13 protein-coding genes are annotated in these 15,065 nt (G+C 69.9%); 7 read left to right on the plus strand and 6 right to left on the minus strand.

Annotated elements, in window-relative coordinates; all coding sequences use genetic code 11:
- Positions 1-29: 29 nt before the first annotated feature.
- Both BLU09_RS04300 and BLU09_RS04305 read right to left on the minus strand, forming a co-directional pair.
- Positions 30-1,595, minus strand: coding sequence for an ABC transporter permease (locus BLU09_RS04300; RefSeq protein ID WP_090485785.1), 1,566 nt, complete (start codon positions 1,593-1,595; stop codon positions 30-32).
- Positions 1,595-2,578 (minus strand): iron ABC transporter substrate-binding protein, encoded by a 984-nt coding sequence (locus BLU09_RS04305; RefSeq protein ID WP_090485789.1) that lies wholly within the window; start codon positions 2,576-2,578, stop codon positions 1,595-1,597. The genes BLU09_RS04300 and BLU09_RS04305 overlap by 1 nt, the downstream gene beginning before the upstream one ends.
- Positions 2,579-2,723: 145 nt before the next feature.
- Here BLU09_RS04305 and BLU09_RS04310 point away from each other — a divergent pair, with 145 nt between their 5' ends.
- The 3 genes from BLU09_RS04310 (at position 2,724) to BLU09_RS04320 (ending at position 4,661) form a co-directional block, all read left to right on the plus strand.
- Entirely contained in the window at positions 2,724-3,341 is a 618-nt protein-coding gene (locus tag BLU09_RS04310; RefSeq protein WP_090485792.1) for a hypothetical protein, read from the plus strand.
- A gap of 10 nt (positions 3,342-3,351) precedes the next feature.
- Complete coding sequence (locus tag BLU09_RS04315; RefSeq protein WP_090485795.1) at positions 3,352-4,188, plus strand: PfkB family carbohydrate kinase; 837 nt, start codon at positions 3,352-3,354, stop codon at positions 4,186-4,188.
- A gap of 191 nt (positions 4,189-4,379) precedes the next feature.
- The gene (locus BLU09_RS04320) at positions 4,380-4,661 is read left to right on the plus strand and encodes a hypothetical protein (RefSeq protein WP_244171402.1); all 282 of its coding nucleotides are present in this window, start codon (positions 4,380-4,382) and stop codon (positions 4,659-4,661) included.
- A gap of 73 nt (positions 4,662-4,734) precedes the next feature.
- On the opposite strand, the gene gyrA is transcribed toward BLU09_RS04320, so the two are convergent.
- Together gyrA and BLU09_RS04330 are read right to left on the minus strand one after the other, a co-directional pair.
- Complete coding sequence (gene gyrA, locus BLU09_RS04325; protein WP_186817904.1) at positions 4,735-7,563, minus strand: DNA gyrase subunit A; 2,829 nt, start codon at positions 7,561-7,563, stop codon at positions 4,735-4,737.
- Positions 7,564-7,731: 168 nt separating this feature from the next.
- Positions 7,732-8,511 (minus strand): tetratricopeptide repeat protein, encoded by a 780-nt coding sequence (locus BLU09_RS04330; RefSeq protein ID WP_090485801.1) that lies wholly within the window; start codon positions 8,509-8,511, stop codon positions 7,732-7,734.
- Positions 8,512-8,678: 167 nt separating this feature from the next.
- Between BLU09_RS04330 and BLU09_RS04335 the strand changes: the two genes are divergently transcribed.
- Entirely contained in the window at positions 8,679-10,019 is a 1,341-nt protein-coding gene (locus tag BLU09_RS04335; protein ID WP_186817905.1) for a M24 family metallopeptidase, read from the plus strand.
- Between the two features lie 73 nt (positions 10,020-10,092).
- Positions 10,093-10,458 carry a response regulator gene (locus BLU09_RS04340; RefSeq protein ID WP_090485807.1) on the plus strand — a complete coding sequence of 122 codons (366 nt, stop codon included), beginning with the start codon at positions 10,093-10,095 and terminating at the stop codon, positions 10,456-10,458.
- 3 nt (positions 10,459-10,461) lie between these two features.
- Here BLU09_RS04340 and BLU09_RS04345 read toward each other — a convergent pair whose 3' ends face one another.
- Positions 10,462-11,274 (minus strand): acyl-CoA thioesterase, encoded by an 813-nt coding sequence (locus BLU09_RS04345; RefSeq protein ID WP_090485810.1) that lies wholly within the window; start codon positions 11,272-11,274, stop codon positions 10,462-10,464.
- 68 nt (positions 11,275-11,342) lie between these two features.
- On the minus strand, positions 11,343-12,020 hold the full coding sequence (ung, locus tag BLU09_RS04350; RefSeq protein WP_090485813.1) for a uracil-DNA glycosylase: 678 nt from the start codon (positions 12,018-12,020) through the stop codon (positions 11,343-11,345).
- 179 nt (positions 12,021-12,199) lie between these two features.
- Here ung and BLU09_RS04355 point away from each other — a divergent pair, with 179 nt between their 5' ends.
- Entirely contained in the window at positions 12,200-13,993 is a 1,794-nt protein-coding gene (locus tag BLU09_RS04355) for a TadA family conjugal transfer-associated ATPase (RefSeq protein ID WP_090485816.1), read from the plus strand.
- Positions 13,994-14,035: 42 nt separating this feature from the next.
- Entirely contained in the window at positions 14,036-15,055 is a 1,020-nt protein-coding gene (locus tag BLU09_RS04360; protein ID WP_090485818.1) for a hypothetical protein, read from the plus strand.
- Positions 15,056-15,065 lie beyond the last annotated feature (10 nt).

A 15,065-nucleotide genomic window follows, 5' to 3' on the forward strand; every position in this document is an offset into this window, starting at 1 on the left:
CGCGTTCCCGCGAGCCCGGGCGCATTGGCTTAACTCGGGGTCGAGCCGCCCTCTTGCGACACCAACAGTCCCACACCCAGCGTGGAGACGGCCATCAGCACCAGCGCCGGCAGCGCGGCCTCGGCGAAGCGGCCCTCGGCGGTGGCGCCCCAGATGCGCGTGGCGAGCGTCTCGAAGCCGATGGGCGCCAGCAGCAACGTGGCCGGGAGCTCCTTCATCGCCGTGAGGAAGACGAGCGCCGCGCCCGCCAGCAGCCCGGGCCGTAGCAGCGGCGCCGTCACCCGGCGCAGCACGCCGGACGGAGGCTGGCCCAGCGACGCCGCGGCCTCCGGCAGGTGCGGGTTGAGCTGAAGCAACGACGCCCGCACCACCCCCACCGCCTGCGGCAGGAAGCGCACCACGTAGGCCAGCACCAGCATGACCAGGGTGCCGTAGAGGAAGGGCACCGCCTGCACGCCCAGGAAGACGAGCGACAGCGCCAGCACGATGGGCGGCAGCGCATAACCCGCGTAGGACACGCGCTCCAGCGCCACCGTGAGGCGGCTCGGGTAGCGCACCGCGAGGAAGGCCAGCGGCAGCGCGCCCACCACCGCCGCCACCGCGCCCAGCATGGAGGCACTCACCGAGTTCCACGCGGGCCCCATCATCGGCCCCGAATCCACCGACAGCCCTTGCACGCCCCAATAGACGAGCACGCCCACCGGCAACCCCACGCCCACCGCCACCACCGCGCCGCACAAGAGCAGCGCCGGCACGCGCCAGCGGCCCAACTGTACGAGCGAGGACGCCCGGGCGGCGCCCTTCGCGCTGCGGTGGTAGCCCGCACGGCCGCGCAGCCACAGCTCCAAGGCCAGCACGCCCACGGTCACGGACACCAGCGCCAGCCCGAGCAGCGCCGCGTAGCTGCGGTCATACGCGCCCTCGTACTGCACGTAGATGGCGCGCGAGAAGGCGTCGTACTGCACCAGCGCCACCGCGCCGAAGTCGGAGAGGACGTAGAGTCCCACCAGCAGCGCGCCCGACGCGAAGGCAGGACGCAGCAGGGGCACGGTGATGCGGAAGAAGGCCCGGGCGGGCGTGAGTCCCAGGCTCATCGCCCCCTCCAGCCACGCCGGGTCCTGGGACTGCAGCCCGGCACGCAGCGCGAGGAAGAAGTACGGATACGTCGACACCGTCAGCGCCAGCAGCGCTCCGGGGAAGCCATACACGGGCGGCACCGGAAGTCCCCAGCGCATCAGGGGCTCCTCCAGCGCGCCGCCCACGCCGAACGCCGCCAGCAGCACGTAGCCGCTGACGAACGTGGGCACCGCCAACGGCACACACAACAACACCGTCCACAGACGGCGCCCCGGCAGGTCCGTGCGCGCGGTGAGCCAGGCCAGCGGCAGCGACAGCAGCGCCGCGCAGCCGGTCACCGCCGCCGCGAGCCCCAACGTGCGGCCCAGCAGGCCCCACGTCTTGTCTCGCAGCAGCAGGCCCCATGCGTCCGCATCCGCTTCCGCGGCGCGCACGCACAGGTAAATCGCGGGCACCAGCGCCAGCGCGGCCATGGCCACGCCAGCCACCCATAATCCCACCGGGGCACGACGAAGCATCAGAGGACGCCAGTATCCTGGAGCAGCTTCACGGTGCCGCGCAGGTCATCCAGCTTGGACAGGTCCAGGTCGGGCGAGCCCACCTTGTCGAGCGCCGGCAGGCCCTCGGCCAGCTTCACGCCAGACACCAGCGGGAACTCGGACGTCTCCTGCGCGAAGTACGTCTGCGCCTCGGCGTCCAGCAGGTACGCGGCCAGCTTCTTCGCCGCGTCCGTGTTCTTCGAGCCCTTGAGGATGGCCACGCCCGCCACGTTCACCAGCGCGCCCGGGTCACCCGCCGCGACGAAGTAGTTGGCCACGGGCAGGTCCGCTTTGTTCTTCTTCGCGGAGTACAGGTAGTAGTGGTTCACGAAGCCCGCGTCGATTTCACCGCGCCCCAGCGCCTCGATGATGGCGGAGTTGTTCTTGTAGACGCGCGGCGCGTTGGCCTGGATGCCCTTGAGCCACTGCGTCGCGGCCTCGTCGCCCTTGAGCAGCCGCAGCGCGGTGACGAAGGACTGGAACGAGGCGTTGGTGGGCGCCCAGCCGAGGCGGCCCTTCCACTTCGCATCCGTGAAGCCAAGGATGCTCTTGGGCAGCGTGTCCGCCTTCACCTTCTTCGTGTTGTAGGCCACCACGCGCGCCCGGCCGCTGGTGCCCACCCACACGCCCTGCGGCGAGCGGAAGCGCGCATCCACCTTGTCCAGCGTCTCCTTGGGCAGCACTTGCAGCTGACCCGCCTTCGCCAGCGCGCCGAGCGCCCCCGCGTCCTGCGCGAAGAACACGTCGGCGGGCGTCTTCGCCCCCTCCTCCAGCAACGTGGCGGCGAGCTGCGGCGTCTCGCCGTAGCGCACCTTCACCTCGACTCCCGTCTTCTCGGTGAACTTCTTGAGGAGCGGGCCCACGAGCTTCTCGTTGCGGCCGGAGTAGATGGTGAGCGTCTCCGCCGCGAGCGCGGGGGAGGCCAGGGTCAGGACCAGGGAGGCCAGGAGGAGTCGTACCATGGGCCGGCACCCTAACGGACGGCCTCCCCCGCTTCCACCGATTGCGCGCGGACGCCCGGTGAAGCGCGAAACAGGTGACGACCGCGCTCCTTCGCGGCCCGGAGTAGCCTCATGGGCCGCAACCTCCCGCCACCGTGGAGACACCATGCCGCGCCCGCTCGTCGTCGCCGCCTGTGCCGCCGCCCTGCTCGCCGCGCCCTCCGCCCTCGCGCAGGCGCCTGCGTCCCCGAAACCACCCGTCTCCACACCCAACCCGATGAAGGACGCCGCCGAGCGAACCCGGAGCGCGCTCCAGCTCGCACCCGCGCCCCGCCCCGAGGACGTGCGCTCCATCGATTCCCTCATCGCCGCGCTGTACGACGTCATCAGCGGCCCGGCGGGCCAGACGCGCGACTGGCAGCGCTTCCGCGCCCTCTTCCACCCGGGCGCGCAGATGATTCCCATCCGTCGGTCCAAGGACGGCAAGGGACCCGCGGCCACGCCCTTCACACCGGATGACTATGCCACCTCCGCCTCGGTGGCCTTCGACAAGCGGGGGTTCTTCGAGAAGGAGACGCGCCGACAGACGTCTGGCTATGGCGACATGGTCCAGGTGCTGAGCGCGTATGAGACGCGTGAAACCGTGGACGGGCCGGTGATGACCACGGGCGTCAACAGCTTGCAGCTCGTCTTCGATGGGCGGCGCTGGTGGATTCTCAACATCGCCTGGACGGACGACAAGGCCGCGGGGGTTCCCGTGCCGAAGGACTTCACCCGGAAGTAGAACGCGCGTCATGGGTGACGCGTCCCTGCGCGATGTGCTGGTGGTGGGGAGCTACTGCCACGACCTGCTCCGGCATGGCCCCGGGCGGGAAACACATGCGCTCGGCGGGTCGGCGGCGTACATCGCGTCCGTCCTGGATGCGATGGGGCTGGAGTACGCGGTGGCCGCGGTGGCCGGCGAGGACTTCCGTTACGCGGGCCAGGTCCGGTATCCGCCGCGCACCGTTCCGGGGACGCGCACCACGCAGTTCATCGCGGACTTCGACGGGGAGGACCGGACGCTTCGCGTGAGCGCGAAGGCGGAGCCCATCCTGCCGGAGGACATCACCGTGGACGCGCGCGTGGCGCTGGCGTGCGGTGTGGCGGGTGAGGTGCTACCGGAGACGCTGCTCCATGTCTCTGAGCGGGCGCGGCATGTGCTGGCGGATGCGCAGGGGTTGATTCGGGCATTCGATGATGACGGACGGGTGCTCAATCTCCGCCTGGAAGACACACCTTTCGCGGGGCTGCTCGAGCGGCTTCGGGTGCTGAAGGCCAGCGAGGAGGAGGCCCGGGCAATGGACATCGAGCGGGTGCGTCAGCAGACGTGCCTGGTGGTGACGCGTGGGGCGCGGGGCTGCACGGTGTTCACGGCGGATGCGCGCATCGACGTGCCCACGGTTGCGGTGGAGGAAGTGGATGCCACGGGCGCGGGCGACTGCTTCCTCGCGGGCTTCACGCTGGGACTGCTGCGAGGACTGCCGCTGGAGCGCTGCGCCGCGCTGGCGAACTGGTTCGGGGCGCAGGCGGTGACGCAGGTGGGTGTGCCGAAGCTGGATGTCAGCCGGCTTCCGGCGGAGCTGCGCTGAGCTACCATCCTCCCGCGTTACGCTGACGAAGTGCCTCTGGGGGGACCATGAGGAACAGTCGACTCGTATTGCTAGTCCTGGCACTTGGATGCGGTGGCCAGTCGTACGTTCGGCCCCTGAAACCGGAGCGTGCGCCCGCGGATGAGGCGGCCCGGTTCACGTTCCCCATCGACCTCCCAGCCGATGGGCGCATGCGGATTCCTGCGGACCTGGCGGCGGCCATCTCGCTGGCGATGGACGACTTCCGCCCGCGGGGTGTGAAGCCTCACCGAGGCGCCACACCCGACGAGGTGTGCCTCTATCAACGAGAGTCGTTTGACGTGACAGTGGCCCCAGGGCCGGAGGGCGTGGTCTTCGTCCGGTTCACCGTCAAGGACGGCGCCTGTGACAAGGACGGCCCCGTCGCGGACATGGGCTCCACCTACGCCGTCGAGGTGGCGAAACACCGAATCCTGGCGATTCAACGCCCGTGAGGCCCTGAGACAGTGCCCCACGGGTGACACAGGAGCGGGAGCCCGTGGGCCCCCGCTCCCCACTGCGAACAACTCAGCCCTGCGTGGGCTCCTCGCCACCCGGGGTGCCACCCTCCTCGGACGCCGGGGGCGACTCGACAGCGGCTTCCGCTGGCGCTGCGGCCTCAGCCGTGGCGTCCGCAGGCGCAGCGGCGTCGGTCGCCTCCGGAGCGCTAGCCTCCGCCGTGGGCACCACGCCCTCGGCCGGCGCCACCGCCTCGCCGTTCTCCTCGGACTCGTCGCTCTCGGGCAGCTTGGAGATGGCCATGACCTTCTCCTGCTCGTTCTCCAGGGCAATCAGCCGCACGCCCTGCGTGTTGCGACCGATGACGGAGATCTCCTTCACCCGCATGCGGATGAGCATGCCGCCGTTGGTGACAATCATCACCTCGTCCGACTCCTTCACCTGGAGCAGACCCACCACCTTGCCGTTCCGCTCGGTGGTCTTGATGTCGATGATGCCCTTGCCGCCACGGCCCTGCTGCCGGTACTCGGCCTCCTGCGTCCGCTTGCCGTAGCCGTTCTCCGTCACCGTGAGGATGGCCGCGTCCGTCTCCACCACGTCGGCGCCCACCACCTCGTCGCCGTCCTCCAGCGTGATTCCCTTCACGCCGTAGGCCTGGCGGCCCATGGAGCGGACCTCCGTCTCCGGGAAGCGGATGCTCATGCCCGACGCCGTCGACAGCAGGATGTCCTTGCTGCCGTCGGTAATCATCACCGCCACCAGCTCGTCACCGTCGTCGATACCCAGCGCGATGATGCCGCTGGAGCGAACGTTCTCGAACGCGCTCAGGTCCGTGCGCTTCACCACGCCCCGCTTCGTCACGAAGAAGACGTAGCGGTTCTCCGGGAAGTCACGCGTCACCAGCACCTGCGCCAGCCGCTCGCCCTCGCCGAACTGCACCAGGTTCACCATGGCCTTGCCGCGCGACGTGCGGCTGGCCTGCGGAACCTGGTGCACCTTCAGCGAGTACAGCTTGCCCTTCGTGGTGATGGGCATCAGGTACGCGTGCGTGCTGGCCACGAACAGCTTGCTGACGAAATCGTCTTCCTTCGTCGCAGCGCCCGTCTTCCCGCGCCCACCGCGCTTCTGCGCCCGGTACTCGGTCAGCGGCGAGCGCTTGATGTAGCCCGTGTGCGACAGCGTGACCACCATCGTCTCTTCGGCGATGAGGTCCTCGCTGGTCATCTCATCCACGGCGCCGGTGATTTCCGTGCGGCGCTTGTCGCCGTAGCGCTCGCGAATCTCCACGAGCTCCGTCTTGATGACGTTGAGCAGGCTGCGCTCGTTGGCCAGGATGTCCTGCAGGCGCGCGATGTCGCGCACCAGGCCGATGAGCTCGCGGAACAGCTCCTCGCGCTGCAGGCCGGTGAGCCGCTGCAGGCGCATCTCCAGGATGTTCTGCGCCTGGCCCTCGCTGAAGCCCGCGCCCTCGTACTTGTGCGCCAGGCCCGCGTAGCTGGGCTCCTCGTTGCGCGCGCGAGAGACGAGCAGCTCCATCTGCGCCTTCGCCTTGTCGTAGTCGATGCGCTGGAGGGTCGCGAAGCGCTCGTGCTCGTACAGCGCGGGCGACAGGATGTTCATCAGGCCCCAGCGCGCCTCGTCCGGGTCCTTGGACGCGCGGATGAGGCTGACCACCAGGTCGATGAGGTCCTGCGCGACGAGCAGACCTTCGACGATGTGCATGCGCGCCAGCGCCTTGCGCAGCTCGTAGCGCGTGCGGCGCGTCACCACGTCACGGCGGTGCGCGATGAACCGGTCCAGCATCTCCTTCAGGTTGAGCGTGCGCGGCTGGCCGCCGTCGATGGCCAGCATCACCGCGCCGAAGGTCGTCTCCAGCGACGTCATCGCGTACAGGTTGTTGAGCACCACCTGCGCAATCGCATCGCGCTTGAGCTCGATGACGATGCGCATGCCCTGGCGGTCGCTCTCGTCGCGGATGTCGCTGATGCCCTCCAGCTTCTTCTCGCGCACCAGCTCGGCGATCTTCTCGATGAGCCGCGCCTTGTTCACCTGGTACGGAATCTCCGAGAAGATGATGGCCTCGCGGTCACCCCGCTTGGAGGTCTCGATGTCCGAGCGCGCCCGGATGGTGACCTGGCCACGGCCCGTCTCGTAGGCGCGGACGATGCCCTCGCGCCCGGTGATGATGGCGCCGGTGGGGAAGTCCGGACCGGTGATGAACTCCATCAGGTCCCGGACCGTGCAGCCCGGGTTGTCGATGAGGTGCAGCGTGCCACTGATGACCTCGGTCATGTTGTGCGGCGGGATGTTGGTGGTCATGCCCACCGCGATGCCGCTGCTGCCGTTGACCAGGAGGTTGGGGAACTTCGACGGGAGGACGAGCGGCTCTTCCAGCGAGTCGTCGTAGTTGGGACCGAAGTCCACCGTCTCCTTGTCGATGTCCGCCAGCAGGTCCTCCGCCAGCCGCTCCATGCGCACTTCCGTGTAACGCATGGCCGCTGGCGAGTCGCCGTCCACCGAGCCGAAGTTGCCCTGGCCGTCCACCAGCAGGTAGCGAAGACTCCACTCCTGCGCCAGGCGCACCATGGCGTCGTACACCGACGAGTCACCGTGCGGGTGGTACTTACCGATGACGTCACCCACCACGCGGGCGGACTTCTTGTAGGCCCGGTTGTGGAGGTTGCCCAGGTCATTCATCGCGTACAGCACGCGGCGATGCACGGGCTTGAGTCCGTCACGTACGTCGGGCAGCGCGCGCCCCACGATGACGGACATGGAGTAGTCGAGATACGAACGGCGCATCTCGTCTTCGATGTTGACGGGAATGAGCTCTCCAGCGCTGTCCGGGGGAGGAGGCGCGGAGGGCGATGCCGGCTTGTCAGTCGTGTCGTCAGCCATGAGCTCTGGAAGTCTGCGGAGGGGCCCGCGAATCAGGGCCGCCATCCAGTGAGTGAGCGTTCGTAACCCCTGGATTTCCCTGCGTCAACAGGGGAAACAAGGGGCTCTCGCCTCGAACGGCGGGATGCCTGAAAGAGACTCTTTTTTGAACGCTTGAGCGGGCCTTTTTCAGCCCTGCGGACGCAGGGGAGCAGCCAGGCGCTCGGCTTCGGTTCCCACCGGTCCTTCCGGGTCCCTTTCCTTTGCTTTTTCGAACGCGGCCAGGGCCCCTTCCCGGTCGCCCTTCAGCTTCAAGGCCACGCCCACGTTGAGGTGCGCGGAGGGAAAGTCACGGTCCATGGCCACGGCTTCCCGGAAGAGCACCAGCGCCTGGTCCACGTCGCCCGACAGCAAGGCCTCCTTGCCGGCCTGGACGCGCTTCTCCGCGTCATTCACGAGCTCCACCTGGAACACGCTGCCGCCCACCACGTTGGCGACAAGCACGCGCAGGATGCCGCCCCAGTAGAACGTGAGCCCCTCCGCGGCCACCACGGCGGCCAGCGGCAGGTCCGGAAGCAGCTGCTTGCCCCGGAACTTGAAGCGCACCCGCGTGTAGCGGCCCTTGTTGGCCCAGTGGACCATCTCCCCCTGGAGCTTGCGCAGCCCTTCTTCCATGCGCTTGGGGTCGATTTCGAAGGGCAACACGCGGCCCGCGGTCTCGCCGGACGGGAGCGCCTTGGGACCCGGGCGCCCAGGGGTGGGTTCGTCGGCGAGCACGGGCTCGGCTTCCAGTACGGGGGCCCGAGGGGTTTCGACGGCGGGCTCGGACACCGGCGCGCTGGCGCGACGGGGCGCGGCGCGGGTCCTCGAGGCGGCCTTCTTCGGGGCAGCGGCCTTCTTCGCCTTCGCCTTCGACGCGGCGGGCTTCTTCGCCTTCGACGGACGCTTCTGGGACGTGCTCTTGGCCATGGACACACCTTAAACGAGCCACGGCGACAACGCTTGCATGGTGCCGCCCGATGGTGGGCTTCGCACGGTTCTTCGCACGCACGCCACACGACTTCACGCCGCGCGCGTCCCTTCCCACCGGGCGCTCGGGGATGATGGCGCTCCTTCCCGAAAGGACTGCTCCCCGCATGACTCGCGTCCGGCACGCCCTGCTCTCCGCCCTGCTCCTCGCCGCCCCCATCGCCAGCGCCGCGCCCGCCGACCCCATCGCGTCCCAGGACGCCTGGCCCCGCATCCGCAAGGAGCGCATCCAGAAGTTGCTGCCCCAGGCCATGGCCCGCGCCAATGTGGACGCGTGGGTGGTCATCTGCCGGGAGAACGACAACGACCCGCTGGCCATCCACGTCGGTTGTGAGAACGCCGGAGGCACCGCTGCCTTCCTGTTCCTCAAGCAGGACGCGGCCGTGCGCGGCGTGGCCCTGTCACCGGAAGGCGAGGCCACCGCGCTCCGCGACGTGGGGCCGCTCGATGAGGTGGTGCCGCTGCCGCGCGGAACGAATCTCTACGCGCAGGTGGCCTCGCGGCTGGCGGCGGCGAAGCCGAAGCGCATCGCCGTCAATTCGTCCACGTCGATAGCGGTGGCGGATGGCCTGTCCGCCACGCAGCGCGCCGCGCTGGAGAAGGCCCTGACGCCCGCGCTGCGCAAGAAGCTGGTGTCCTCCGAGGACCTCGTCTCCGAGTGGCTCTCCGTGAAGCTGCCCGAGGAGGTGGACATCCTCCGCAAGGCCGCCGCGCTGACGTCCCAGATGGAGATAGAGGCCTACCGCGCGGTGGTGCCGGGCAAGACGCGCGACGTCGATGTGGCCCGCTTCCTCCGCCAGCGCATGATGGAGCTGGGCGTGGGCGACGCCTGGGCGCCGGACCAGAACCCCAACGTCCAGAGCGGCCCCACGCGCGGGCACTCCCACGCCACCGAGCGCGTCATCCAGCCGGGTGACTTCATCCAGACGGACTTCGGCATCCGCGTGGGCGGCATGTGGGTGACGGACATCCAGCGCTTCGCCTACGTGCTGGCGCCGGGCGAGACGCAGCCGCCCAAGGAGGCCCTGGAGAAGTGGGAGAAGGGCAAGAAAGGCAGCCGGATTGCATTGGCCACCCTGAAACCCGGCGTGCGCGGCTGGGACGTGGACAAGGCCCAGCGTGACTGGATGCGCGAGGCCGGCTCGGCGCCCGTCATGTGGGGAACGGGGCACCCAGTGGGCTACTGGGCGCATGACGTGGGCCCGGCGCTCTCCGGCGCGCAGCAGGGCAAGCCCGCGGCGGGACAGGCGGCGCGCATCGTCCGGCCCGGGCAGGTCTTCGCCTTCGACGGGTTCTTCGCGTGGCCGGACGGCGGCGAGGGCGAGCAGCGCATCATCGCCGTGGAGGAGATGGCCGTCGTCACCGAGACGGGTGCGGAATACCTCATCCCACCCCAGGAGGATTTGGTGCTCATCCCCTCCCCGGGTCCTTCCCGCCCCGTGCCGTGAGACAAGTCTCACATGACAAGCTCGTGGGAGAAGCTTGAGTAGGATGCGCTGAACCGCTCGCGGAGAGGGCCCGATGCAGAACGTGCTGGTGATTGACGACGACGCCTTCGTGCTCTCGGTGGTGAGGGACATCCTCCAGAGCGCGGGCTACGGGGTCGTGACGGTGCAGTCACCCGCCGAGGCGTTCAACCTGGACCTGTCCAGCGTCTCCGCCATCCTCTGCGACTACAACATGCCGGACATGAACGGCTCCGACGTGCTCACGGTGATGCGTGAGATGAAGGATTGCCGGGTGCCGTTCATCTTCCTCACCGGACACGAGGAGCTGGATGACCTCGTGTCCGTGGCCATCCGCTACGGCGCGGAGCTGCTGCCCAAGCCCATCCAGCCCGTGGAGTTGGTGCGGCTGCTAGTGAAGCAGCTCGCCTCCGCGGCCTGAGTGCTACCCCAGCACCGCCACCAACTGGCGGCACTGAGCCAGCAGCTCGCCCTCCTGGGTCCACAGCTGCTGGAAGTCCTCCGAGTACCCCTCCGCCGCCTGCCGTGAGCGCCCCGTGCGCAGGAAGTGGGCGTCCTCGCGCAGGCCCGGGCGCGGCAGGTCGTGGAAGAAGTGCACGGTGAAGTCCACGCTGGCCGCCGCGTGGAACCCATCCACGCGCGAGAGCACCGACGGCGGATAGGCGTCCATCAACCCCACGCACAGCGGCGCGTCCAGCACCATGGGCTCACGCGGGCGAAGCCAACCGCCCGTCTCCGCCACGTCCGCGCCGGAGTACGGCGCCGAGCCCACGCAGAAGCGGTACTCGAAGAAGCTGCAGAAGGTGGGCATGGGCACGTCGTCCGGCACCACGGGGACGTCTTCCGGCGGCGGCACCACCGGGCGCTTCACGTCGAAGTACTCCGTCGCGCCGCCGCGCGAGGTGCCGAACGTGGCGGTGGCCACGCACAGCACACCCGCGGCGCTCTCGATGCGCGCCGTCGCGTGCGTGACGAGCCTCCCCGTCCTTTCGATGCGCGTCTGGATTTCCGCCCCCCCCTCCACCGCGGGCGCGCAGAAGTGCACGGTGAGCGTGCGCACGGGACGGCCCGGCTGCTGGGCCTGCGCCAGGGTGTGCTCCAACGCGCGCAGCGTCGCCCCCGCCACGATGCCGCCATAGGCACCCTTGCCCTGGTACCAGGGCGCGGTGAAGCGGATGCCGTAGCGGTTGGGAGAGAGCGGCTCGGGGGTGGTGGCGGCGAGGAAGGCAGCGGTCATGTCGCGCCGCAGCGTATCAACGCGGACCCGGTGTGTCCGGCCCGAGTCTCACGGGGCTCGCCGCCTCTTCAAGCGGGCAGGCGCCAGTCGATGGGCGGACGTCCGTGGCACTCCAGCGCCTCATTCACGGCGCTGAAGGGACGGCTGCCGAAGAAGCCATTGCTGGCCGACAGCGGCGAGGGGTGTGTGCCCTCGATGACGACGTGCCGCTTCGAGTCGATGAGCTTCTTCTTCTTCTGCGCGTAGCGGCCCCACAGCAGGAACACCACCGGGTCGTCCTTGGCGCTCACCGCGCGGATGACGGCGTCCGTGAAGTCCTCCCAGCCGTGCCCCGCGTGGCTGTTGGGCTTCGCCTGCCGCACCGTCAGCACCGCGTTGAGCAGCAGCACACCCTGCCGGGCCCAGGGAATCAGAGAGCCGTCCTTCGGGCGGGGCACGCCCACGTCGCTCTCCAGCTCCTTGAACATGTTCACCAGCGAGGGCGGCGGCGCCACCCCCGGCTTCACCGAGAAGGCCAGCCCATGCGCCTGTCCCGGCCCGTGGTAGGGGTCCTGGCCCAGCAGCAACACCCGCACGTCTTCATAGGGCGTGAGCCGGAAGGCGGAGAAGAGGTCCTCCTCCGACGGAAAGACGGTGGCCTCCCGCCGCTCCGCTTCGACGAAGCGCTCCAGTTCCTGGAACGACGGCGACGCCAGCGCCGCGCTCAGCTCCTGCTTCCAGTCTTCCGGCAACCCTTCCGCGAGCACTCACGCCTCCCATTCCAGCGGCGGCGGCATTGAAACACCGGCCTTCGGGAGCGCCCACTGCTTTTCCGCCCACCTGCGTGGGAAACCGGCGGTGGGCGGCCCCTGCCCCAAAAAGCAGCCGGGCAGGCGGGGCGGGTTCTTGGGCCCTGGGGCCAGAGCGCGCTAGCCTGGGTGGCGCCATGACGATGTACACCGAGTCACTCCGCGCGTTCCTCAAGCCCGTCCTGCCCTACATGGATGACGAGGCCGTGTCGGAAATCATGATCAACGGCCCGACCGACATCTGGATTGAGCGCAAGGGCCGGCTCACGAAAGTGGATGCATCGTTCACCGACGAAGGCCTGCTCGGCGCCGCGCGCAACATGGCCCAGTTCGTCGGCCGCATGCTCAACGAGGAGCGCCCCCGTCTGGACGCGCGCCTTCCGGATGGCAGCCGCATCCACGTGGTGATTCCGCCCATCGCGCGCAAGGGCACCACCATCTCCATCCGCAAGTTCTTCAAGGAGAAGCTGACGGTCCAATCCTTGATGAAGTTCGGGTCGCTCACGCCGCAGATGGCACGCCTCATCGAGGCCGGCATCGCCACCAAGCTCAACATGCTGGTGGCCGGCGGCACGGGCTCCGGCAAGACGACGCTGCTCAACATCGTGTCGTCGCTCATCCCGGATGAGGAGCGCATCCTCACCATCGAGGACTCGGCCGAGCTCCAGCTCAACCAGTCCCACGTCGTGCCCTTCGAAAGCCGGCCGCCCGACAAGTTCGGCAAGGGCGCGGTGGACATGGGCGATTTGCTCCACTCCGCGCTGCGTCTGCGCCCCGACCGCATCGTCGTCGGTGAGGTGCGCGGCGGCGAGGCCTTCCACCTCATGCAGGCCATGAACACCGGCCACGGCGGCTCGCTGGCCACCACGCACGCCAACACGCCCACGGACACGCTGCGCCGCATCGAGTCGCTGTGCCTCATGTCCGGCGTGGACCTGCCCATGGTGGCTGTGCGCGCCCAGGTGGCCAGCGCCATCAACTTCATCATCTGCTGCGAGCGCCTCCACGACGGCAGCCGCAAGACGATTGCCCTGTCGGAGGTGCTGCCCCTCAACGAGAAGGGCGACTACCGCACCCAGGACATCTTCGTCTTCACGCCCGTCACCAAGGACGAGGACGACCACATCCTGGGCTACCACGCGCCCACCGGCATCATCCCCAACTTCGTCAGCAAGGCGCGCGCGTACGGCTTCCACGACCTGGACGAGTCCTTCTTCGACCCGGCCACCTACGGCCTGCCGCCGCCGCCCACCTTCCACGCGGGTGAGTCGTACACCGTGCGCTGGGCCCCGTCGCTCAAGCACCGCGAGGAGGGACGTCCGGACCCCGCCCACTTCAAGCAGGAGTGGGCCGCCTTCGAGCAGCGCCTCAAGCAGGACGCCCGCGACGCGAAGGCCGGCAAGGCCGCCGCCGCGCCGCCTCCGCCTCCCGCGCCGGCCGTGCAGGTGCAGGTGCCCGCGAGTCACCCCACCCCGCCGCCCTCGGCGCGCGCCCGGCCGCCGGAGCCTCCGCCGGCCGTGAAGCCCGCAACGCCCGTGGCCCGGCCCGCCGCCGCGCCGCCGCGCCCGCCGCCCGCCATGGACGACGACGCGACGCCGCCGCCCACGCGCAACCCCTTCGCGGAGGCCCCCGAGGAGACGCGCACCGCCATCCCCACCGAGGCCAAGGTCGAGGTCTCCGAGGACCTGCTCGCGGACGATGACGGCCCCAGCACGGTGCCCCCGCGCCGGCCGCCGCCCTTCACCCCGCCTTCGCGGGCACCCTCGCCCAACCTGGCCACCGGCGCACGGCCAGCCCTGGGCGCGCGCCGCCCCCCGCCGTCCCGCCCCGCGCCAGAGCCCGATGAAGACGACGACAGCACCCAGGGCTCGAATGGCGGCTCCGAGAAGACCCAGATTCGCCCGGCCCCGTCGGAGCGGCCCCGGCGCTGAAGCCATGACCCGGCCCGGCGCGTCGGAAACGACCCCGGGCCGGTGGGGCGGCCTCCCACCACACGCGCTCCGCCCCGGCGGGTTTCACCCGAAGCACGGGCGGTGATTCCCGACCTTGCGAGGAGGTCCGGTCGGGGGGAAAGTGATTGGGTGTGGATCTCCCTCCTCGCCGCGCTCACCCTGGCCACCCAGGCACCCGCCGCGGCTCCCCCGCCGCCCCTGTCCGTCCTGGTCGCACCGCCTGACGCGGCGGGAGCTCCCTCCCACGTCGTCGAGTTCGCGCAGGAGCACGTGGCCGAGCAGCTCCGGGCCCGTGGGCTGGTGGTGGTCCGTATCGAGGACATCACCCGCAAGCTGTCCGCGTCCAAGCGCCGCCCGCTGCTGCGCTGCAACCGCACGGCGCCCTCCTGCATCCGCGCGTTGGGCGCCGCGGGGAAGACGGAGCTCGTCCTGGTGACGGAGCTGGGCCAGTTGCTCAGCGGCTATCGCACGGGCGCGCGCATCTACACCGCCAACGACGGCGCGCTCGTCACCGAGCACCTCATCCCCGGCGTGAGCGAGGACCAGTTGCTGGACTCGCTCACCCAGTCGATCGACGCGGTGGTGCCCGTGGCGCAGACGGCCTTGCGCGGCCCGCCGCCGGCGCCGCCCCAGGCCGAGCCGCCCCCGCCGCCCGTGGCCGTGGTGGAGGCGAAGCCGCTGGCCCCGGAGCTGGAGCCCGAGCCCATCCGCCCGCTGCGCCGCTGGGCGTGGCTGCCCGCCGCGGGCGGTGTCGCCCTGGCCGGCGTGGGCACCGTCTTCTACCTGCAGGCGGGCGACAAGTACTCGCGGCTCGACAAGGACGGCACGCCGGACGCTCCGCTGGACAACGCGGATGGACTCGCGTCGTCGGGCCGCCGGGCGCAGACCCTGAGCCGGGTGGCCTTTGGGCTGGGCGCGGCGGGGCTCGTGACGGGCGCGGTGATGTTCCTGCTGCCCGGTGAGCTGCCCGCGAAGGTACAGCCCTCCGCCGCCGTGGTCCCCGGTGGGGGCATGGTGGGCCTGTCCGGGACGTTGCCTTGAATTCGAGGAG

The sequence above is a fragment of the Myxococcus virescens genome (assembly GCF_900101905.1).
GTDB lineage: Bacteria > Myxococcota > Myxococcia > Myxococcales > Myxococcaceae > Myxococcus > Myxococcus virescens.

Bases quoted from the DNA above. Each gene is read 5' to 3' on its own strand.
- BLU09_RS04320 (WP_244171402.1), top strand. From the start codon at position 4,380: ATGCGGATTCCTGCGGACCTGGCGGCGGCCATCTCGCTGGCGATGGAC.
- BLU09_RS04315 (WP_090485795.1), top strand. From the start codon at position 3,352: ATGGGTGACGCGTCCCTGCGCGATGTGCTGGTGGTGGGGAGCTACTGC.
- BLU09_RS04345 (WP_090485810.1), bottom strand. From the start codon at position 11,274: ATGACCGCTGCCTTCCTCGCCGCCACCACCCCCGAGCCGCTCTCTCCC.
- gyrA (WP_186817904.1), bottom strand. From the start codon at position 7,563: ATGGCTGACGACACGACTGACAAGCCGGCATCGCCCTCCGCGCCTCCT.
- BLU09_RS04340 (WP_090485807.1), top strand. From the start codon at position 10,093: ATGCAGAACGTGCTGGTGATTGACGACGACGCCTTCGTGCTCTCGGTG.
- BLU09_RS04355 (WP_090485816.1), top strand. From the start codon at position 12,200: ATGACGATGTACACCGAGTCACTCCGCGCGTTCCTCAAGCCCGTCCTG.
- BLU09_RS04330 (WP_090485801.1), bottom strand. From the start codon at position 8,511: ATGGCCAAGAGCACGTCCCAGAAGCGTCCGTCGAAGGCGAAGAAGCCC.
- BLU09_RS04310 (WP_090485792.1), top strand. From the start codon at position 2,724: ATGCCGCGCCCGCTCGTCGTCGCCGCCTGTGCCGCCGCCCTGCTCGCC.
- BLU09_RS04305 (WP_090485789.1), bottom strand. From the start codon at position 2,578: ATGGTACGACTCCTCCTGGCCTCCCTGGTCCTGACCCTGGCCTCCCCC.
- BLU09_RS04335 (WP_186817905.1), top strand. From the start codon at position 8,679: ATGACTCGCGTCCGGCACGCCCTGCTCTCCGCCCTGCTCCTCGCCGCC.
- BLU09_RS04300 (WP_090485785.1), bottom strand. From the start codon at position 1,595: ATGCTTCGTCGTGCCCCGGTGGGATTATGGGTGGCTGGCGTGGCCATG.